This is a genomic window from Pedobacter sp. AC163 (genome assembly GCF_979258665.1).
The window spans coordinates 230425-251815 of sequence record NZ_OZ409872.1; the positions used below are offsets into that span (position 1 = coordinate 230425).

Annotated in this window: 19 protein-coding genes; 7 read left to right on the forward strand and 12 right to left on the reverse strand. The window is 36.6% G+C overall.

Annotated elements, in window-relative coordinates; translation table 11 throughout:
* Positions 1–14: 14 nt before the first annotated feature.
* Positions 15–779, forward strand: coding sequence for a hypothetical protein (locus ACZZZK_RS01075; RefSeq protein WP_463482441.1), 765 nt, complete (start codon positions 15–17; stop codon positions 777–779).
* Here the strand turns inward: ACZZZK_RS01075 and ACZZZK_RS01080 are convergent.
* Positions 776–1987: a TCR/Tet family MFS transporter gene (locus ACZZZK_RS01080; RefSeq protein ID WP_265798845.1), complete on the reverse strand. Its 1212-nt coding sequence runs from the start codon at positions 1985–1987 to the stop codon at positions 776–778. The two genes, ACZZZK_RS01075 and ACZZZK_RS01080, sit on opposite strands and share 4 nt — an antisense overlap.
* 310 nt (positions 1988–2297) lie before the next feature.
* Here ACZZZK_RS01080 and gyrA point away from each other — a divergent pair, with 310 nt between their 5' ends.
* The 3 genes from gyrA to ACZZZK_RS01095 all read left to right on the forward strand — a co-directional run bounded on the left by gyrA (position 2298) and on the right by ACZZZK_RS01095 (position 7257).
* A complete protein-coding gene (gene gyrA, locus ACZZZK_RS01085; protein WP_463482442.1) occupies positions 2298–4889 on the forward strand; it encodes a DNA gyrase subunit A in 2592 nt (863 codons plus the stop codon).
* 25 nt (positions 4890–4914) lie between these two features.
* Positions 4915–6003, forward strand: coding sequence for a tetratricopeptide repeat protein (locus ACZZZK_RS01090; RefSeq protein ID WP_463482443.1), 1089 nt, complete (start codon positions 4915–4917; stop codon positions 6001–6003).
* Positions 6004–6111: 108 nt separating this feature from the next.
* Positions 6112–7257 (forward strand): tetratricopeptide repeat protein, encoded by a 1146-nt coding sequence (locus ACZZZK_RS01095; RefSeq protein WP_463482444.1) that lies wholly within the window; start codon positions 6112–6114, stop codon positions 7255–7257.
* Positions 7258–7522: 265 nt separating this feature from the next.
* Here the strand turns inward: ACZZZK_RS01095 and ACZZZK_RS01100 are convergent, their stop codons facing one another.
* The 6 genes from ACZZZK_RS01100 to ACZZZK_RS01125 form a co-directional block, all read right to left on the reverse strand.
* Complete coding sequence (locus ACZZZK_RS01100) at positions 7523–8347, reverse strand: universal stress protein (RefSeq protein ID WP_463482445.1); 825 nt, start codon at positions 8345–8347, stop codon at positions 7523–7525.
* 42 nt (positions 8348–8389) lie between these two features.
* The gene (locus ACZZZK_RS01105; protein WP_463482446.1) at positions 8390–9805 is read right to left on the reverse strand and encodes an inorganic phosphate transporter; all 1416 of its coding nucleotides are present in this window, start codon (positions 9803–9805) and stop codon (positions 8390–8392) included.
* Between the two features lie 50 nt (positions 9806–9855).
* Entirely contained in the window at positions 9856–11085 is a 1230-nt protein-coding gene (locus ACZZZK_RS01110; protein WP_463482447.1) for a porin, read from the reverse strand.
* A gap of 142 nt (positions 11086–11227) precedes the next feature.
* Complete coding sequence (hemF, locus tag ACZZZK_RS01115) at positions 11228–12121, reverse strand: oxygen-dependent coproporphyrinogen oxidase (RefSeq protein WP_463482448.1); 894 nt, start codon at positions 12119–12121, stop codon at positions 11228–11230.
* Positions 12122–12243: 122 nt separating this feature from the next.
* A complete protein-coding gene (locus ACZZZK_RS01120) occupies positions 12244–13473 on the reverse strand; it encodes an MFS transporter (protein ID WP_463482449.1) in 1230 nt (409 codons plus the stop codon).
* 99 nt (positions 13474–13572) lie between these two features.
* Positions 13573–13788 carry a coproporphyrinogen III oxidase gene (locus tag ACZZZK_RS01125; protein ID WP_463482450.1) on the reverse strand — a complete coding sequence of 72 codons (216 nt, stop codon included), beginning with the start codon at positions 13786–13788 and terminating at the stop codon, positions 13573–13575.
* Between the two features lie 379 nt (positions 13789–14167).
* Here ACZZZK_RS01125 and ACZZZK_RS01130 point away from each other — a divergent pair, with 379 nt between their 5' ends.
* The 3 genes from ACZZZK_RS01130 (at position 14168) to ACZZZK_RS01140 (ending at position 16781) form a co-directional block, all read left to right on the forward strand.
* On the forward strand, positions 14168–14653 hold the full coding sequence (locus ACZZZK_RS01130) for a PaaI family thioesterase (protein WP_265798851.1): 486 nt from the start codon (positions 14168–14170) through the stop codon (positions 14651–14653).
* Between the two features lie 8 nt (positions 14654–14661).
* The gene (locus ACZZZK_RS01135) at positions 14662–15288 is read left to right on the forward strand and encodes an RNA-binding domain-containing protein (protein ID WP_463482451.1); all 627 of its coding nucleotides are present in this window, start codon (positions 14662–14664) and stop codon (positions 15286–15288) included.
* 137 nt (positions 15289–15425) lie between these two features.
* The gene (locus tag ACZZZK_RS01140; protein WP_463482452.1) at positions 15426–16781 is read left to right on the forward strand and encodes an MATE family efflux transporter; all 1356 of its coding nucleotides are present in this window, start codon (positions 15426–15428) and stop codon (positions 16779–16781) included.
* 66 nt (positions 16782–16847) lie between these two features.
* On the opposite strand, the gene ACZZZK_RS01145 is transcribed toward ACZZZK_RS01140, so the two are convergent.
* Genes ACZZZK_RS01145 through kynU form a run of 5 tightly spaced genes read right to left on the reverse strand, consistent with a single transcriptional unit; the run spans position 16848 to position 21389 of the window.
* A complete protein-coding gene (locus ACZZZK_RS01145; RefSeq protein ID WP_463482453.1) occupies positions 16848–17582 on the reverse strand; it encodes a hypothetical protein in 735 nt (244 codons plus the stop codon).
* 38 nt (positions 17583–17620) lie between these two features.
* Positions 17621–18304, reverse strand: a complete 684-nt coding sequence (locus tag ACZZZK_RS01150; RefSeq protein ID WP_463482454.1) for a pseudouridine synthase — start codon at positions 18302–18304, stop codon at positions 17621–17623.
* Positions 18305–18327: 23 nt separating this feature from the next.
* On the reverse strand, positions 18328–19230 hold the full coding sequence (locus tag ACZZZK_RS01155) for a histone deacetylase family protein (RefSeq protein ID WP_463482455.1): 903 nt from the start codon (positions 19228–19230) through the stop codon (positions 18328–18330).
* Positions 19230–20090 carry a bestrophin family protein gene (locus ACZZZK_RS01160; RefSeq protein ID WP_463482456.1) on the reverse strand — a complete coding sequence of 287 codons (861 nt, stop codon included), beginning with the start codon at positions 20088–20090 and terminating at the stop codon, positions 19230–19232. Before ACZZZK_RS01160 ends, ACZZZK_RS01155 begins: the two co-directional genes overlap by 1 nt.
* Positions 20091–20093: 3 nt before the next feature.
* A complete protein-coding gene (gene kynU / locus ACZZZK_RS01165; protein WP_463482457.1) occupies positions 20094–21389 on the reverse strand; it encodes a kynureninase in 1296 nt (431 codons plus the stop codon).
* Positions 21390–21391: the final 2 nt, after the last annotated feature.

Consider the following 21391-nt stretch of genomic DNA (forward strand, 5'->3'; position numbering starts at 1 on the left):
TAACTAAAACAACAATGTTCTCCATCTTCGTTCTCTTTTTTGGTATCCAGTGGTTAAATAGATACCTTGATAGTGATTCTAATAAACTAACTATCCCCGAAAATCCTGGAATAGAAAATAATCCAATTCAGAACTATTACCCGCTATTTTTTCACTCTGTGATTATTCTATTAATCCTAATATCCTTTTTCTCCCCAACTGTTTTAGATCAAGAGAAAGTGCATATCTTGATCTCAGATGGTATTTTCCAGTTTGTTAGTACCGTTCTAATTTTGATTATCACCATCATAAATCCCTTTGTAAATTTATCGCCTGAATTAAAAATGAAGATTGAAGATGGGGCAGAAGCCACGAAAGCACCCTGGTTATTTTGGCTCACAAAAGGAAAAAACTGGCAGCTGCTTAAGGCACTCGCCTGTATACTCATTGTTGCCTATTTTATTTATCAAGACTATTTGGTTATTCCTAATTTCAACCAAGGCACAGTTTCGGGTGTCGCTGTAATCTTGATTTTATTTTTCGTGTTCGGAAATATTTTTGAGTTGATCAAAGATCCGGTGCTTTTTAAAAAGAAGACCGTTTTCAGGTTATCAATGCTCTATCGGTCCATCAAATTATCGTTTTTCATATCAATTGTGTTAATCATTCTCGGACTAATCATTTCATCAGCCTTTAACAAAGCGCTTGAAAAAGTAGCTAACATCGAAGCTGTTGTACTGCTGATATATAACGTTGTGATGGTGGTAAACGAATTTAAAGTGATACAGGCTCGTAACTAATGATATTTCTGTAAAGACCGAAGTGCAATGAAAAATCCAATTAGGGTAAGCACTGCACTTAAAATGAATGGCGCACCAGGAAAATATACCGGAGCATTTCCTTCAATAAAATAAGCAAAAATATGGGTCATCACCCACGGAGCTATAATGGCAGCCAAACTTTGTAATCCAGTTAAAACACCTTGCATTTCTCCCTGAGCGTTTCCCGCAACCTGATTGGAAATAATTCCCTGCATTGCCGGTCCGCCAATCCCTGCCAATCCGTACGGAAGCATAAAAGCAAACATCATCCAACCTTTAGAGGCGAATGCAAAAGCCGTAAATCCGACTACGTAAAGTAACAGACCTATATAAACTGCCCGCTTTTCACCAATTTTCGGAAGGATAATTCGAATCAGGCCACCCTGAACAATACCGATGACAAGACCAACAAAGCCCAGTGAGTAGCCAACCCAGGCGGCATCCCAATTAAATTTCTCCATCGTATAAAATGTCCAGTTCGATTGAACTGAATGACTAGAAAAATACAACAGGAATAATGTAACCATCAAACCGAGTAAGGCCGGATATTTCCCAATGCTGATGAGAGACCCAACTGGGTTCGCTCTTTTCCATTCAAACGGCCTTCTTTTATCCACTGGCAACGATTCTGGTAAGATGAAATATCCATAAAGCCAATTAATGAGCGACAAACCTGCCGCAATCATGAATGGAACACGTGTTCCAAAATGACTAAAGATACCACCTAAAACAGGTCCCAGAATAAAGCCAACGCCGAAAGCTGCACCTACCAAACCAAAATTCTGAGCTCTTTTTTCAGGTGACGAGATGTCTGCAATGTAAGCTTGGGCAGTGGTAAAACTCGCACCGGTGATCCCAGCGATAATTCTTCCAACAAATAACCAAACAATTGATGGTGCAAAGGCCAGAAAAATATAGTCAATCCCTAACCCGAATAACGAACTTAATAAAATTGGCCTTCTACCAAAACGATCACTCAATGCCCCAATAATAGGAGAGGATATGAACTGTACCGAAGCATATGCGAGTGTAAGCCATCCACCATATTCTGCTGCTAGACCATAGCCACCGCCTGTAAAATCCTGGATTAATTTTGGCAGAACGGGAATAATTATTCCAAAACCCGTAAAATCAATGAGTAAGGTAATCATGATAAAACTCATTGCAGATTTTCTTTCCTTGGCCATATCGAGATTGATTTGCCACAAAAATATAATTTTGAACGCAGTATCTCCGCTTAAAATTAAGTTAAAACCTACAGGGCACGTTAAATGAATGAGCTGTTGAGATTATCTGTAGATAATACAATTGATTTAATCAAAGACAAATCAATTTAAACTACGCTTAAAAGAATTAAAAACATTTAATGACTTGATGAGCCGAACTAACGGCCAAAACTTTTCCACAATGCCTTATTTCGGCATATTTTTGCTAAATTCGCAAGGTTATAACAATAGCTTTTTTAAATATCGTTTTTGATAACGAGAATAATAATTTATGGCAGAAGATTTAGAGAATCAACAAAACGACAAAATCATCCAAATTAATATAGAGGAGCAGATGAAATCTGCCTACATTGACTATTCAATGTCGGTAATCGTATCAAGGGCTTTGCCTGATGTACGTGATGGATTAAAACCGGTTCACCGCAGGGTGCTTTACGGTATGCTCGATCTTGGTGTAACCAGTAATAAACCACATAAAAAATCTGCCCGTATTGTGGGTGAGGTTTTGGGTAAGTATCACCCACATGGTGATGCATCTGTATATTTTACTATGGTTCGTATGGCTCAAGATTGGAGCTTACGTTATCCGATGGTAGATGGACAAGGAAACTTTGGCCACATCGATGGAGATTCACCTGCGGCAATGCGTTATACGGAGGCACGTTTTTCAAAAATTGCCGAAGAAATGCTTGCTGATATCAACAAAGATACGGTAGATTTTCAGTTGAACTTTGATGATACGTTACAAGAGCCAACAGTTTTACCAGCAAAAATCCCTAACCTTTTGGTTAACGGATCTAGTGGTATTGCGGTGGGTATGGCCACTAACATGGCGCCACATAACTTAACCGAATGTATTGAAGGTATTGTAAACTATATTGATAACAGAGATATTACCATTGAGGAATTAATGAAGTTTGTAAAAGCTCCAGATTTCCCGACAGGTGGTATTATTTATGGCTACACTGGTGTTAAAGAGGCTTTTGAAACCGGTCGTGGACGTATTGTAATGCGTGCTAAAGCTGAGATTGAGAACCTTCGAGACCGAGAAGTAATTATTGTTACCGAAATTCCTTACCAGGTTAATAAGGCCCAAATGATTGAGCGGACAGCTGAATTAGTGGGTGAGAAAAAATTGGAAGGTATTTCAAACATTAAAGATGAATCTAACAAAGATGGTATCCGGATCGTTTACGAGATAAAACGCGATGCAAATGCATCGATTGTTTTGAACAATCTATATAAGTACACCGCTTTACAAACATCTTTCAGTGTAAATAATATTGCTTTGGTAAAAGGTCGTCCGCAGATGCTCAATCTGAAAGACCTGATTGTACATTTTGTAGATCACCGCCATGATGTTGTTGTTCGCCGTACGCGATATGAACTAGCGGAAGCTGAAAAACGTGCCCATATCTTAGAAGGTTATTTAATTGCTTTAGACCATTTAGATGAAGTAATTAAATTAATTCGTGCATCAGAAACTCCGGAAGAAGCCCGTGTAGGTTTAATGGAGAAATTTGGCTTAAGCGATATTCAAGCCCGTGCTATTCTGGATATGACATTGCGTCGTTTAACAGGACTAGAACGTGATAAGATTAAAGAGGAGTATGCGGAATTGATGAAAACCATCGAATATTTGCAATCTATTTTAGCTGATGAAGGTTTGCGTATGCAAATTATCAAGGATGAATTAGAAGAAGTAAAACAGAAATTTGGTGATGAACGTAAAACGACCATTGTTCACTCTGCGGAGGATATGAGCATGGAAGATTTCATCGATGATGAGGAAGTAGTGATTACAATCTCTCATGAGGGTTATGTTAAACGTACACCAGCAACCGAATTTAGAGCGCAGGGTAGAGGTGGAAAAGGATCAAAAGGCAGTACCTCTAGAAATGAAGATTTCATTGAGCACATGCTGGTCGCTACCAACCACAACTATATGTTATTCTTTACCGAAGCCGGAAGATGTTTCTGGCTGAGGGTTTACGAAATTCCTGAAGGCTCAAGAACCAGTAAAGGAAGAGCCATTCAAAACATCATCAATATTCCAAAAGATGAAAAAATTAAGGCTTACATTAAAGTTAAGAACCTTAAAGATCAGGAATACCTAGAGAATAACTTCATCATCATGTGTACTAAAAAAGGTACCATTAAGAAAACTTCTCTTGAGGCATATTCTCGTCCGCGTGTTAATGGTATTAATGCAATAAACATTAACGAAGGTGATGTTTTACTAGAAGCATGTTTAACCAACGGACAAAGCGAAATTGTTATGGCTTTACGTTCAGGAAGAGCCATTCGCTTTAACGAAAGTACTGTTCGTCCGATGGGTAGAACGGCAACCGGTGTACGCGGTGTTAGATTAGCTCACGACAAAGATGAAGTTGTTGGCATGATTGCTGTAAACAATCCAGAGGTTACGGTGTTAGTAGTATCAGAAAAAGGATACGGAAAACGGACCGATATTGAAGATTATCGTGTAACTAACCGTGGCGGTAAAGGAGTAAAAACCATTAACGTTACTGAAAAAACAGGACAATTAGTATCAATTAAAGACGTTACTGATAGCGAAGATTTAATGATTATCAACAGATCTGGAATAGTAATCAGAATTCCTGTTTCTGCATTGAGGGTGATGGGTAGAGCTACTCAAGGTGTTCGTTTAATTTCACTGAAAGGTGATGATGAAATAGCATCTGTAACAAAAATCGACCACGAAGAAGATGAGGAAGAAACAGTTGATTTAGCTGATGTAGTGGTTACTGACGGTGAAGAAATAGAGCCAGATACTACCGAAGCTGAAGAAACTGATGAAGATGAAACAGACTCAGAGGAAGAAACGGAAGAAGAAAATTAACTAAATAAAGATTAGAATAAATATTATGAAAAGAGTATTTCTAGGTATAATTTTAGCAGGAGCAGTAAGCTCTGCATTTGCTCAGAAAAGCGAAGTTAACGAAGCAAAAAAGAAGTGGGGTATTTTCCAGTTAACCTCGCAGGGAGCTAGCACGCCACTACCAAAAAAGATGGAAGCGATTAAGGCTGGTTTAGCGCATACAGATAAAGCGATAGCCGACGAAAAGTCTAAAATAATGCCGGAAGCTTGGTCTTACCGTGCCTTATTTGCTTCATCTGCAGCGATTATCGATACTGTTGATGCTGCTAACGCAGATGCTAATCTAAAGATAGCTCAAGATGCTATTGTTGAAGGTAAGAAGATCGATACTAAAGGTGCTGAGAAAGACAATTTTGCTTTGGCAGAAACCAACATCGCTAATGCAGTTAGAAATGCAGGCGTGATGGCTTATAACAAAAAAGATTATAAAACTGCATACACTAAATTTGTTCAAGCTACAGAAATCAATCCACAGGATACAGCAATGTATTTAAATGCTGGTATTGCAGCAAGAAATACTGAAAACTGGCCTGCGACAATTCAACAATTTAAGAAAGTAATTTCATTAAATTCGCCACAATCATCAGACTTGTATAACGAATTGGTTGACATTACTTTACGTAAGCAAAAAGATACCACTGCCGCTTTAGCTATAATTAAAGAAGCAGCTGCCAAATATCCTGAAAACGTAGAGCTGATTAAAACTGAAACTCAAATCTATATTGATAGGGGTGATGCAGCAAAATCTGAGCAAATGTTAAATTCTTTAGCGTCGAAAGAGCCAAATAATGCAAGCTATCAGGTTTTATTAGGAAACATTTATTTCTCTCAAGCCTTGAAACTTCAAAATGATAGAAATAAAATTGATGCTAAAAAAGTAAAAGAATTTAATGAGGTAACTGCTAAAATGAACGGTTTGTTAGATAAGTCGTTACCATATTACAAAAAAGCTTTAGAAATTGATTCCAAAAATGTTGGTGCTTTAGAAACCTTAAAAACCATTTATGGATTTAGAAATGATACCAAAAATTATGAGGATATCAAGAAACGTTTAGATGCGCTTCCGAAACAATAAAGATCTCATAATTCTAAAAAAGAGTCCCGATTTTATCGGGACTCTTTTTTTTTGTTTATTTTTACAGCATTAGCAGTTTTTAATCAATAATTATACAACAATTATCTTATGCAAAGCGGTTCAAAGTTATTATTAGTATTCTTAATTTTCACTTCAATTAATGCTTTAGCTCAGAAAAGTCAAATATTAATCGCCAGGAATTCTGTTGGAAAATTGCAGGCTTCAATTGCAAATAAAGAAGACGAAAAAAAACAATTGGCCATAATTACTGAGGGATTGAAATCAATAGAATCTGCAGAAAAAGACAATAAAACAAAAAATTGGGCAGAAACCTGGGCAATAAAATCTTACCTCACATCTTACGCATCGTTAATCGACACAGATAAAGCAAATGCTGATAAATTTTACGATGCTGCCAATAGCGCCATCAAGCAGGCGAGGGGCTTGGATAAGTATGAAGACAATTCAGGCTTAATAAAGGCATCACATCATAATATTTTAATTAAAAAACAAGAGAAAGCTAATGCATCTTTTTTTAACAATGATTTTACCGAAGCCTATACGGATTTGAAGGAAGTAAGCGATGCTTTTCCTACTGACACAACCTTAGCGTTAAACACCGGGATTTGTGCTTTGAATATCCAGAATTATGATGAAGCTATCAATTACTTCAAAAGAGCAAAAGAAAACGGAATTCAAAATGCAGCCATGTTTCAAAAACTTGCGCAACTTTATGTAGGCAAATATGATAATGAAACTGCCATTAAAACTTTAGAAGATGGTTTAGTAAAAAATCCTTTTCAAAGAAATTTAACCAACGATTACATCAATCTTTTACTAGATACCGAAAATTACACCAGAGCTGCAGCGCTTATTGAAGGTAATTTGAAAGTTGAAAAAGGAAATAAACTTTTATACTTTCTTTACGGTTATTTGCAACAAATAGGCGGCAACAATTCTACGGCAATTTTAGCTTACGACAAAGCCCTTGATACAGATCAAAATTATTTTGATGCTTTGTATCAGATGAGTTTAGCATACATTAATAGTGCAAATGAAACATTAAGCAAGAACGAGGCAGATAAAGCTGCAAAATATAATAACTTAATTAACCGAGCACAGTTTGCTTTGCAACGTGCTAATGAAATAAATCCTAACGATAAAAAGACGGTTCAGCTTTTGGTTGATATCTACACCAAAAAGAATGCAACTGATAAAGTGCAGGAACTAAATCGTAAACTTCAAGAACTTTAATTTCCTCATCAGATTCATAGAGGAGTAGGATGTTCAGCATTATCAAGTTAACATAATATTAATTATAAGACAAATATTAATATTTCTAAATGTCCATATCTGGCAGACAATTTTTGCTGGAAAGCATTTACTTATCACACTGAATGTGAATCAATTATATTAAGGTGTTAGATTGTGCATGATCATTATAGCGATGAACAAAAAAAATACCATAAAAAAAGCAGTCAGATATATTTGACTGCTTTCTAAACATATTTTTAATAAACTATTCGTGTAAAACTAGAACAGCTTTTACACCTTTGTTAACCACTTTATTTACAGTGCTGCTGGTAAATAATCTGTAAATAATATTGTGTTGTCGTTTTACCAAGCATAAAATATCTGTCTCATTTTTTGCAACAAAATCTACAATGCCGTCTGCCGCATCATCATCTTCTATATAATTAAAGAGTAAATCAGAATTAGGTAATATACCTTTTAACTTCTTCTCTCCCTTTTGGATAAAAGTTTCTTCTTCTTTTGTCTCTTCGATATATAGTATTTGAATTTTTGCGGCTTCAGATTCTTTGACGATCTTATTTAAGATTTTAACATCTTTAGATCCTAATTTAGATTGATAATCGGTTGCAAAAGTAATAATCGGTGATGGTGGAAAAACACTATCCAATGGAATAATCAGTGTAGGAATTCGCATTTTGGCAATAACCATACTGGCATTACTACCTACAATACCTAAGATACCAGTTGAACCTGTGATACCCATAACCAACAATGCTACAGCATTATTTTTAGCATGTCGTTCTAAAACTGTTCTTAGAAAACCAACATCACAAATTGATTTTACAATAACATCATCAAAGCCACCGGATTGCACAATATTATTGGTCCATTCTTTTAAAGCTTCTCTTTTTTTATCATAATATGTTTCTATAAAAAAAGCATTGTAGGTATTATTGTTAATCCCTTCTGTTGGGTGAATAGCGTTGATGGCAACGACTTCCTTCTTTAAAACTCTGGCTAAAGAAAGTGCATAGGTAAGCGCATTACTTGCGCTGTTTGAGAAATCGCTAGCGACTAATATTTGTTTCATATTATTTATGAATTAAAATAACGGTTTAGTAAAACCTTTTGATTAGACAAAAAGATGAAAAAGTGCAAATAACAATGCTGCAATCGTGATTGATACTGGTAGTGTTAATACCCAGGCCATCCCAATGCTTTTTAATGTACCGCTGTTTAAATTACTTTTACCGCCAGAGGCCACCATAGATCCTGCAATACCGCTTGATAAAACATGAGTAGTACTTACCGGCAAACCTAAAACTGTACTAATTCCAATGGTTGAAGCGGCTACAATTTCACTTGAAGCGCCTTGCGCATAATTTAAGTGTTCATTTCCTATTTTCTCTCCAATGGTTACCGCTATACGTTTCCAGCCAATCATGGTACCTAAACCTAATGATATAGAAATGATTGCAATTACCCAAATCGGTGCGAAATTAATTGATTTCTCTATGTCAACAGAAGCTGATTTTAAATCTTGAATTAATTTCTGATCACTTTTTATTGCCTTATTTTCAACAACACCTTTAATTGATTTGACCAATCCTTCAATCTGTTTTCTAAACTTATAAGTTGCGGCTTTATCTTTCTCGTTTTTTATATCAACATGTGATTTTATAGCTGCAATATTGGCTCTAATAGCAGTGAATTCTACAGTATTGGCAGGGTTAGTCTTGGCAATGGCGACAATTAGATTTTCAGTGTTATTTAGTGTTGCAATAACTTTATCATTAGGGATGCTATGATCCACGGCAAACTTGGCGGGTAAAAATGCAATCAATATCAACATCAATAAACCAACACCTTTTTGCCCGTCGTTACTGCCGTGGAAAAAACTTACCAACGTACAAGTGACAATCAAAAGTATTCTAATCATCATCGGCGGACGATCATTTTCGCCTTTAGGAATTTGAAAAAGCGCCGGATATCTGACCACATATTTTAAAAAATACATCAGTAATATGGCTAAACCAAAACCAATAATGGGTGATAAAATGAGTGACAATCCGATTTCTTCGGCTTTTCCCCAATTAACTCCCTTACCGCCGTAATACCATGAAAATGCCAACCCGGCTCCGATTAGTGAGCCAATAAGTGTATGAGAACTAGAACATGGAATACCAAAATACCAAGTACCTAAATTCCATATTATTGATGATATAAGTACCGCTAAAACGAAGCATGCACCAATAGATACTGGTAGTCCCATCAGTGAATCGAGAGGAACTAATTTTAAAATTCCCATAGCAACAGCTATACCGCCAGCAAATACACCAAGAAAATTCCAAATTCCCGACCATGGTATGGCGTACATTGGTTTTAGTGCTTTGGTATAAATTACGGTTGCAACAGCATTAGCTGTATCATGAAAGCCGTTTACAAACTCGAATCCGGCAACGGCGAGTAAGCATAATACAAATACAATAATTAAGGGGACCGTTAAATCTGTATTGGCAAAAAAAGATTGAATAGAGCAAATTTGCATACTGTTTATTTTAATGTACTTTTTAGATTAATTTGTGAGAAATTGAATTATTACCAACGATATTGAAGACGCGTAGTGAGGACGTCGTCTTTTACATCATCACTAAAATCACTTAAACTGGTGATTTCGTTTTTAATGTGTTCATTGTATAGGGTTACTTTGAGCCTTGAATTAATTTGATAAGCCAGCCCGTAGCCGAGCGTGTTATATTTCACATCGCCTGCGTTGGTAAAGTTGCTGGCGATCCCTATCTGTTGATTACTAACTTTTGTATTTGGATCATAAACATCGTAAGCAATTAAGGCAGTTAAATTGCTTTTGGCAATGGTATGTGTAAACCAAATATAGTAACCGTTAAAGTTTCGTTGATATAAGTTAGTGGTGGGTTGAGTACCAAAGCTCATACTCGCACTAGGGCCTTTTTTCCCATCGCCGGCAATACCTGGCTGTAAGCCTGCTACATATTCGCCTTTTAGCGTTGTTTTGCCTAAATTACTATCATAACCTAGCTGCAAATTTGCACCAAAGTAATTTCTATCCAGATAACTACCTACATCATCATAGTTTCTAAGCTCAAAACCGCTTTTGGTATCTATATATGAAGTTTTAGTATTGTTTCTAACAGCACCAAAATAACCAGATACACCCAGGCCAATTTGGATTTTCTTGTTAGCAAGGCTGTCAATATTCAGTGAAAGGTTAGCTATTAAATCCTTTCTACCATCAAAGTCTGTTGCATTTTTTCCGCTACCATTTACTACAGCGAGTTCAAAAGCTAACGTAGTATTGCGTTTTTGAGGATAAAAACCAATCATAGCACCCAAATCTCGTTCGCGGGGCATCAAAGTTTGGAAAACTCTGGCCCGCTCGGGAAAATCGCGGTAGCCTGAAGAATAAACTATAGAGTAACCAAAAGGCCGATTAAATAAACCGGCCGTGAGTTTTAAAGTTTTAAAAGTTGGTTCACGCAATTGTATGAATGCGTCCATTAGCTGTACCCCTGTCTGGGTTGCATCAATTTGGAAAACGATACTCGAAAATTTATCAACCCTATCAATTTTTAGACGCCCTCTTCGAATCATGAAACGATTATCAGAATTGGTATCGAAATCTCCACCAGAAAAAGATGACATTCCCGGAGATTGCGCTTTTTGATATTGAGTTTGAAGATATCCGGTTATTTTAATATCATGAATTTCATAACTGGATGGTGAATTATTATTTTTTTGGCCAAAAGCGTATAAAGGAAAACACAATGCAAATAAGAGTCGTTGTTTCATATAATCTGCGGCAAAATTAAAGTCCGAAGATTAAGAAGGTATTAACCTAGTATTACCATTACAACTTTTAGGAATAATAATAAACAAGCGATATTATCTTAAAGGAAAGCTATCAAAAAAAAGTGGTGAAATAGCATTCGAATTAAATCCAGTGAATGCCCTTTTTTAGAAATTGCTGTGTTTTATATTCATCTGAATCTACCTCGGGTTGAACATTGTAACCCCAGTTAGCCTGTGGTGGCAAACTCATCAGTATCGATTCTATTCTACCATTGGTCTCTAAACCGAATTTAGTTCCCGAATCGTAAACCAGGTTAAATTCAACATAACGGCTTCGACGCTGATATTGCCAGTTTTTCTGTGCTTCTGTAAAATCCTTGTCCCGATTTCTATCAATTAATTCAGTATAGATCGGCAAAAAATTTTCACCCACATTAGCAGAGAAATCCAAAATTTCATCCCATGATAAATTTGTGTTTTCTGGCTTTAAACGATCGTAAAAAATACCACCTATACCGCGTGTTTCTTCTCGATGTTTGATAAAGAAATAATCATCAGCATGATTTTTAAATTTTGGATAAAAATCCGTGCTAAACTCGTCGCAGGCCTGTTTTAGTTTATGGTGAAAAAAACGGGCGTCATTTTCGAAAACATAATGAGGCGTTAAATCTATCCCTCCACCAAACCAACGTGTTTCTTCATTAAGCTCAAAATAGCGAATATTCATGTGAATAATCGGTACTAAAGGATGATTTGGGTGGATCACGATTGAAACCCCGGTAGCAAAAAAATCATCTTCTGTAACTTGGAAGGCTTTTTTAACTGCTTCAGGAAGTTTTCCGTAAACGGCCGAAAAATTAACACCACCTTTTTCGATAATAGCGCCATTTTGCATAATTCGGGTGCGGCCACCTCCCCCACCATTTCTTTCCCAAAGCTCTTCTGCAAATTTCCCTTTGCCATCGGCAATTTCCAAACCTCTACAAATCTCATCCTGTATTTGCTTATAACGTTCTGCTACTTCTTCTTTAAACATGGTGGAATTATTAAATACACACAAATTTAACCCTATTGAAATAGCTAAAGGGATTTATGTTTAGATAGTACATTTTCTTGACATTAACTATTAGAAGCGCTCCGATCGGCTACTTTAAAGATTTACTCTTCCAGGTAATCCAAATCTTTGCTGAAACTCTCTTTCAACTGACTTAAGCCAAAAACTGCTATAATGGTCAAGATAGCCATCACCAAATATCCAGCAGTGATTAAGCTGTATCTTTTGGCTAAAAATTCAAACAGAAAAGTGATTGGAATAAGTGCCCCACGCACAAAATTAGGTGCGGTAGTGGTTACTGTTGCTCTGATATTTGTTCCAAATTGTTCTGAAGCTATAGTTACAAAAGTAGCCCAGTATCCAACTGAAAAACCCAAAAATAAACAGATCCAAATAAATGCGCTACTGGTTAAACCAAAACTAGTTAAGTAGACTACCACGCTAATAACTGATAATAAATGAAAAATAAACACAGTCTTTTTTCGAGACTTAAGTGCCTGCGAGAGTAATCCGGTAACTACATCTCCAATGGCGATACCGAAATAAGTAAACATTATCCCCGTTCCGGCTTTTAATGGTTCTGTTGCGCCTAGAGCTTTGCCAAATTCGGGAGCCAGCGTTACCAATATGCCTACAACAAACCACAATGGAATACCGATTAGTATGCAATACAAATACTTTAAGAACCGCTTTTTGTTATTAAAGAGCATGAAGATGTTTCCTTTAGAGACATCTGTATTGGCTGCATGTTTAAACATTCCGGACTCGAAAGTGCCAACACGCAGTAGAAGGAGGATTAAACCCATGCCACCACCAACAAAATAAGAAGTTTGCCAGGTATATTTTGAAGCTACTGTTGCTGCTACGGCCGCTCCAAGTAAACCAATCGCACCAACTATCATCGTTCCATACCCACGTTTTTCCTTATCCATCGTCTCGGCTACCAGGGTAATGCCAGCGCCAAGTTCTCCAGCCAGACCTATACCTGCAATAAACCTAATGATTGCATAACTATTAACCGTGGTTACAAAGCCATTGGCTATGTTCGCTAAAGAATATAAAAGTATTGAGCCAAAAAGAACTTTAATTCTGCCTAGCTTATCTCCCAGAACCCCCCATAGTATTCCGCCAAGCAACAGCCCGAACATTTGTGAGTTAATAATCAAAAAACCGTCAGACTGCATATTTTCTGCAGAAACACCAATTTCAGTTAAACTTTGAACGCGTACAACGGAAAATAAAACAAGATCGTAGATATCTACAAAATAGCCAAGAGCAGCTACAATAACTAAAAAAACTACATTACGATTGTTGGCTTTTGATTCAGGTTTCATTTAATATTTGGTTTATCTGCTGAAAGTACAAATAAGCACAAATAAATAAAATAGTTTATAAAAATAAAAGCCGCTCTATTGGAGCGGCTTTTTATTCTCCTACATAGGAGGCATTTTTTTTGTCGTATCTGGTGGCATCGTTTTGGATGTATCCGTCGGCGTGGTTGTCGAGGTTGTATCCATTGGAGCTGTTGTTGTTGTAGAATCCATCGTAGTACTGTCTGAAGATCCAGCCATGTTTTTAGATGAATTGCATGCTGATGTGGCAATCATTATCGTACCAGCAAAAGCAAGACTTAAAATTATTTTTTTCATAGTTTTTTAATGTTATCTGTAATCTTAACAACCTTGAAATCATTTGGTTTTATTTTTTTTCTTCAGAAATGCTTAGATGTAATTTCATGTGGCTGATTTACAAGCTATTCAACCGAAAAAGTATATGACTAGGAGCATAAATCTCGTGCCAGATAGCAGTGATATCTAACTAAAACGCGGAGAAGTCGTGAAACAGCGTCTTTGTTTTAAGCTTAAGAACTTCGTTGTTATGCAGAATTAAAGAACACAACGCTATCAAACTGTTTAACCGCATCCACCCTATCAACATAAACTTGTGCTGCCTTTATTTACCTAATAATTACCAAAACATGCACAGTAAAACTTTAAAAGTTGCCAAATCTTTCTGATATTAGGAAGTATGATTATTTCTCAAAATACCTTGAAATGGGTGATGCGCTTTTATCCCCCTTTATTTTTTCAGCGCATTTGGGTTCAAAAATTTGAAAATGATTTTAGAAGCTGTACCGTTAAGTTGAGTAAAAGCTTTTTAAATAAAAACTATAATGGTTCCATCTTTGGGGGAACAATATATGCCGCAACCGATCCATTTTATGCACTTTTATTTGATCAATTAATGCAGCGTAGGGGCTTTAAAGTTAGAGTCTGGTTAAAAAGTGCATCCATTCAATATCTAAAACCCGGGCGTAGCAATCTGTATTTCACAATTCGTGTTGACGATGAAATGATTGCGGAGGCGGAACACGCTTTAAAAACCATAGGGAAGTTTGTAAAAGCCTATCCTATGGAAATTACAAACAAAAACGGAGAGCTTTGTGCTACCGTGATGAATGAAGTTTATATCAGAAACCTGCACCAAGGCGAAACGCCAAGAGTTGCTTACTAATTGTTGACATGCCGAGTATTAAAAGTTTGATTCTACAGGGTGAGGGCGTTATGCTCGATTTTAAAAAAACAATTACCAACACTGAAAAAATCGCTAAAAGCTTAGTTGCTTTTGCTAATAATAAAGGTGGAAAGTTATTGATTGGTGTGGCCGATGATGGCACCATCAAGGGTGTAAAATCAGAAGAAGAAGAGAAATATATGATTTTAACTGCTGCTCATCAATTTTGCAAACCAGCAATAGAACCTTTCTTTGAAGAGATCTACGTTGATGATAAATTAGTTTTGATTGTAAATATTCCAGAGAGTGACCTCAAACCACATTACGCCCTTGATGATCAGAACAAATGGTGGGCCTATATTCGCATAGACGATAAAACTGTTTTGGCAAGTAAAATAATTGTCGAAGTTTTAAAAAACGACCATAAAGATCAGGGTATCCTCATTTCCTATTCTGATAACGAAAAAGCCCTGTTACAGTATTTAGCCGATCATGACAGGATTACATTAAAAGAATTTAGCAAACTTTTGAGGTGCTCTTATCGAAAGGCTCAGAAAATTCTAGTGAGCCTGATACTAACGAACGTGATAAAAGCTTACACATCAGAAAAAGAAGAATATTTTGTAGCGGTATAAAAGCTATTCGGAAACTTTCAATTTGCTCCTCCAACCTTATCTCTTATTAAATTTCTCTGTTACCGCAGAGCAAATCATATAAATTAACGTCTTATAGATCTCTTTTTGAAGTTTAAAAAGCCGACCTTTGCAAACTTATGTTTTCTAAAATTTACGCCAAATACAAACCTTACTATAAGGAAAATCTCCATTTGGCCCTTCCAATTGTGGGTTCACAAGTTGGCCATACGTTGGTACACATGGCAGATAGTGTTATTGTTGGGCACTTTACTGATACTACCCAGCTTGCTGCTGTATCATTGGTAAATAGCATTTTTATTTTGATCATGGTAATTGGCTTAGGAATATCTTATGGCTTAACGCCCTTAATTGCTCAGGAAAATGGTCGCAAAAATGATGAAGAGTGTGGGAAATTATTGTCCAATAGCTTAATCATCAATATAATTGTCGGTATAATACTTTATATATTGGTTCATTTTGGCGTTTTGCTTGTCATCGATCATTTGAATCAAACTCCGGAAGTTGTTTTTTATGCCAAGCCTTACTTAGGCTGGCTTTCTATATCTATTATTCCATTACTTATTTTCCAAACGTTTAAACAATTTGCAGAGGGGTTAGGCTTTACCAAACAAGCCATGTACGTTTCTATCTGGGGTAATGCGCTCAACATCACCTTGGGTATCATTTTCGTAAAGGGAATGTTTGGCTTAAAGCCAATGGGTGTTAGCGGTGTAGGTTTAAGCACCTTTATCGATCGTTTTTTAATGGCAATAGTGATGGGTATTTACGTTTTGAGATCTCCTAATTTCAAAAAGTATTTGGTCAATTTTAAAATTACTTTTATTGATAAAATTACCGCTCTTAAAATCATAAAAATTGGTGCACCCGTGGCCATGCAATATTCGTTCGAAATTAGCGCATTTAGCGGGGCTGCAATATTAATTGGCACAATCGGCGCAACTGAACAGGCCGCTCATCAAATCGCAATTAGCCTTGCTGCAATGACTTATATGATTGCGAGTGGAATCGCATCGGCGGCGACAATTAAAACAGGTAATAATTTTGGTAAAAAGAACTTCATCGATCTTCGTAAATCTGCAATAGCCAGTTATCATGTTATTCTGTTGTTTATGAGCTTGACAGCAATAATTTTTGTGGCTGCACACCAGGTGATGCCTTTTATTTATACCAACGATTTAAAAGTTGTGGCGATAGCTGGGCAACTCCTTATTATTGCTGGCTTTTTTCAGCTATTTGATGGAACACAGGTTGTAGGGTTGGGTGTACTGCGAGGCATTGGCGATGTTAATATGCCAACACTCATCACATTTTTAGCCTATTGGGTTGTAGGCATACCTGTTGGTTATTTGCTAGGTTTTACTTTTGGCCTGGGCGTAAATGGAATATGGTATGGATTAACCTTCGGATTGCTAACTGCTTCTATCCTATTGTTTTGGAGATTTCAAAATAAAACAAAGCAATTGGCTGGTTAAAATCCTCATGTCTAAGATCATAAGATTTGATAAAATAGCTTTATCTTTTTTATTCTACCAGGACCATTATTTACCCCCAACATTTACCACTACACCGATAGTGAAAATAGAATTGCCTGCAGACATGTAATCTCTATTCTTTAAGCCGAAATTACTGCTCGTAGTATATTGTAATTGGATATTTTTGTTTAAGCCCATTCTGGTGAAAAAGATAGGTTCGAAGAAAATATTATCTTCTTTAGGCTGTACTACCCCATTCAAAAAGAATCGATCCATTTTAACGTGACTTATTCGAAGGGCCGTTCCATAATTAATCGGGAAGTCTTTACCAAATAACCTGAAGTTATTTTTCTTTTTTGAACTATAATTAACCTGAAGAAACGACTTCCTATAATCCACTTCCTGCAATTCACTGCTTACTAAAACATCGTTCTTGTAATCCCTAAAGGTGATATCGCTCCAACCCTTGCCAACACCTGCATAAATCTCGATAATTCGGTTATTATCTGGCCCGAAGGTATCGAAATAGCCGCCACCTATTTCAATCAGCTTGTGGCCGAAATCTTTTGATTTTCGTTCACTATTCATTCTTGAGCCACTGAAAAGGACTCCAATATGATTTGAAACTGCATAAGCGCCGTTAATACTAGCATTACCTTTTAGAGAAATGTGCCCGCCACCACTAAATTCACCTTGCTTACTTAACATGGGCGTATTGGGTACATTGGGCATATAAACTGAAGAACAACTGCTGGCAAAAAGTGCTAAAATTGGGAAAGCTAAACGTAGGTATTGATTCATAGATGATTTATAAACAGTTTTTCGGGATAAAAATTGTGTTAAAGTTCCATTTTCATAAAACTCATTACTCTTTTAAATTCTTCGTGTAGATCGGCCTTTAAATGGATCTTTGTTGATGTTTTAGGATGGGTAAAACTCAATTCTGATGCATGTAGTAACATGGTTGTCATGTTCCAATGTTCTAGAAAAAGCTTATTTTGCTTGTTGCATCCGTGGGTTCTGTCTCCTATTATCGGATGCAGAATATGACTGAAATGTCTTCTCAATTGGTGCATTCGCCCTGTTTTCGGAGTAGCCTCTACCAGTGAATACCTGGAAGTTAAATGTTTTCCGAGAGGAACATTAATCTCAGCATGTGATAGAGTTCTAAATGAAGTATAAGCATCTTGCATCGTTCCATTCTCTTTAGCCAAAGGATAATCAATATTCATCGCTTCTGGCGTGAAACCCCTAAGAATAGCTAAATATTTTTTTTCAGTTTCTGCATTCATAAATTGTTGATGCATAGCGATTTCAGATTCCTTATCAAACGCAAACAACAAAATACCACTTGTTTTTCTATCAAGTCGATGCACAGGACTAACGTGCTTCCCAACCTGATCTCGCAGCATTTGCAGCGCAAATTCTGTTGCATCTCTGGCAATTGAAGATTGATGCACCAACAAACCGTGAGGTTTATTAATGGCAATCAAATGTTCATCCTGATAAATAATCTCCAACATTCGGCGAAGATAAGGATATTGCTTTAACTAAATAAATCAAAAGCTAAACGATAAGTATTGCAATGCGCATCTACAATATCTTTAATGTCGGCAGAATAACCGCCACCCATACTCACCTGTAAGGGGAGGTTGTTATTTTTACAGGTCATGAGTACCATTTTATCGCGTTCTTTACAAGCAACTTTACTTAATGACAACTTTCCTAATTTATCAGTAGAAAGTACATCCACTCCAGATAAATAAAAAACAAATTCAGGTTTTGAGCGCTCGAAAGCAAACTTTAAATTCGTTTCTAGTAATGATAAATAGGTGTCGTCTTCAATATTATCATCAAGAGGTACATCTAAATCTGAAATTTCTTTGCGGAAGGGAAAATTTTTATCTCCATGCATAGAGAAAGTAAAGACATTTGAGTTATTCTGAAAAATTTCAGCGGTGCCATTACCCTGATGAACATCTAAATCGATGATTAAGATACGATTTACTACTTTTTTAGTTATCAGATAGTTAGCAGCAATAGCTTGATCATTTAACAAGCAAAAACCTTCGCCCCAATTACTACCTGCGTGATGCGTTCCACCAGCTACGTTAAAGGCAATTCCATTTTCAATTGCAAACCTGGTTCCATCAATTGTACCTTGTGTAATACGCAATTCTCGTTCAACCAATTGCGCATTTAATGGAAAACCAACCCTCCTTTGATCTTTTGCCGATAGCGTTAAATCCCGAAGCTGTTCCCAATACGATTTTTCATGTGATAGAAGAATGATCTCTTCTGCTACCTTCCCTGGATAAAATAAATTACCCTTTTCAATCGTCCCTTCATGCAACAGTTGCTCGGGGATCAATTCGTATTTAAGCATTGGAAACCGGTGACCTTCCGGTAGCGGGTGAGCATATAGCGGGTGCCAGGCTACTTTAATCATCAACTCAAAATCTCCTCAACGTGTTTCTCGATATTATTTGAGATTTGATCTACCGGTAAATCATTAGGATCATAACCAAATGGATCTTCTATTTCTTCAGCTATCAACTCTAAACTCGCTAATACATAGAGTATAAAAGGAACGATTAACACCAAATAATATCCTAAACTAAAAACCCAACCTATTGGAATGGTGAGCACGTATACAAAGATGAATTTTTTAATAAAAACACTATAAGAAAACGGAATTGGTGTGTTTTTGATACGTTCGCAACCGCCGCATATATCAGTGAATTGATTTACATCATTAGTAAGCACAATCAGCTGCTCTTGTGTAATCAAACCTTGTCGTGTTAAGTCATACAGTCGGGAGATCATACTGCTTGCTATTTGATTTGGAATATGCTTGCTTTCCTCTACCTCAATCAGGAAACTATTTTTACCAAAATATTTCTTCTCACGAAGATGTTCTTTTAATGCAAAAGCGTATTTGGGAATACCATATTCAAAAAATCTAACTTCGTCATCTGGTAGCTTTAGGGCTTTAATTTTCATTGCAAAGTTGCGACTAACGTTTGTTAACGAACCCAGGAGTCTTCTTCCTTCCCACCATCTGTCATAAGAAGTATTGGTGCGAAATACCAAAAGCATTGAAATTACAAAACCCAACAAGCTGTGCATCATTCCTATATTGCTTACATAATCACTTTTCGAAAGTTTGAATATGTTAAGTTCAAGAAATGCTACAAAAGCAGAAAAAATAGCCATGCTGATCATCAAGGGCCATAACTTTCGAAAGGTATCACCGTTATGAATGTGAAAAATAAATGTAAACCAATCTTTCGGATTATAGTGGATCATAAGTTATATAGCTTTTAACACCTTTTTGGATACTTCAATAAGTGCCTTACCTGTTAAATAAATATCTTCGTAGGAATTATACAAGGGGATCGGACTTAAGCGTATAACATTTGGTTCACGCCAGTCGCCGAGAATACCGGCCTCCACTAATCCATCAAAAACTTCCTTTCCATTATTCTTAGCAATGATGGAAAGTTGTGCACCACGATCTTCAGAATTCTTCGGCGTAATGATTTTATACTGATCTACATTTAATTCCTTATTTACCTCATTGATAACGTATTCTAAGTAATTAGTTAAATCTATACTTTTCTTTCTAAGGCTATCAATATAACCTGCCTTTTCAAATATTTGCAACGATGCATGGTATAAGGCCATAGGCATTACCTGGGTGCAACTCACTTGCCATCCATCTGCACCGTTTTCAGGGACAAAGCCTTTTTCCATTTTAAAACGCTTACTTTCCTGATAACCCCACCAGCCTGCAAACCGATCGAGCTTATCATTTGCAAAATGTTTTTCATGTACAAAAATCCCGCTAATTCCACCAGGACCTGAGTTTTGATATTTGTAAGAACACCAACAAGCAAAATCTACTCCCCAATCATGAAGTTTAACAGGAACATTACCTGCAGCATGCGCTAAATCCCAACCGACTATTGCACCAACCTTATGCCCAGTTTTAGTAATGGCTTCCATATCATACCATTGACCGGTGTAATAGTTTATTCCGCCGAAAAGCACTAAAGCTATTTCTTTTCCATTTTCTGCAATCTTAGCCAATATATCTTCAGTTCTAAGAGTATCTTCTCCCTCTCGAGGGAATACTTCGATAATTGCATCATTTGGATCGAACCCATGAAATTTCACCTGACTTTCAATTGCGTACTGATCAGAGGGAAATGCTCCACCTTCCATGATAATCTTAAACCTTTTTCCTTTGGGTTGATAAAAACTGACCATCAACAAGTGTAGATTAACAGTAAGGGTATTCATCGGACAAACCTCTGCTGGCGATGCGCCGACAATTGGTGCCATCAGCCGTTTAAGCTCCTTATGATAGAACATCCAAGGTTCTTCACCATCGAACCAACCTTCTACCGCATAATTTGCCCAATTATCCAATTGATTGTTTAAAACCTCTTTAGCAATTTTAGGTTGAAGTCCTAACGAATTGCCACACAGATAGATAAAATATTTATTTTTATATTTTGGAAAAAGAAATTGAGCTCTGAATTCTTTGAGCTGGTCTTTCTCATCTAAAGCAGTTGCAAAATCTAATGTATTTTCTAATTTCATTG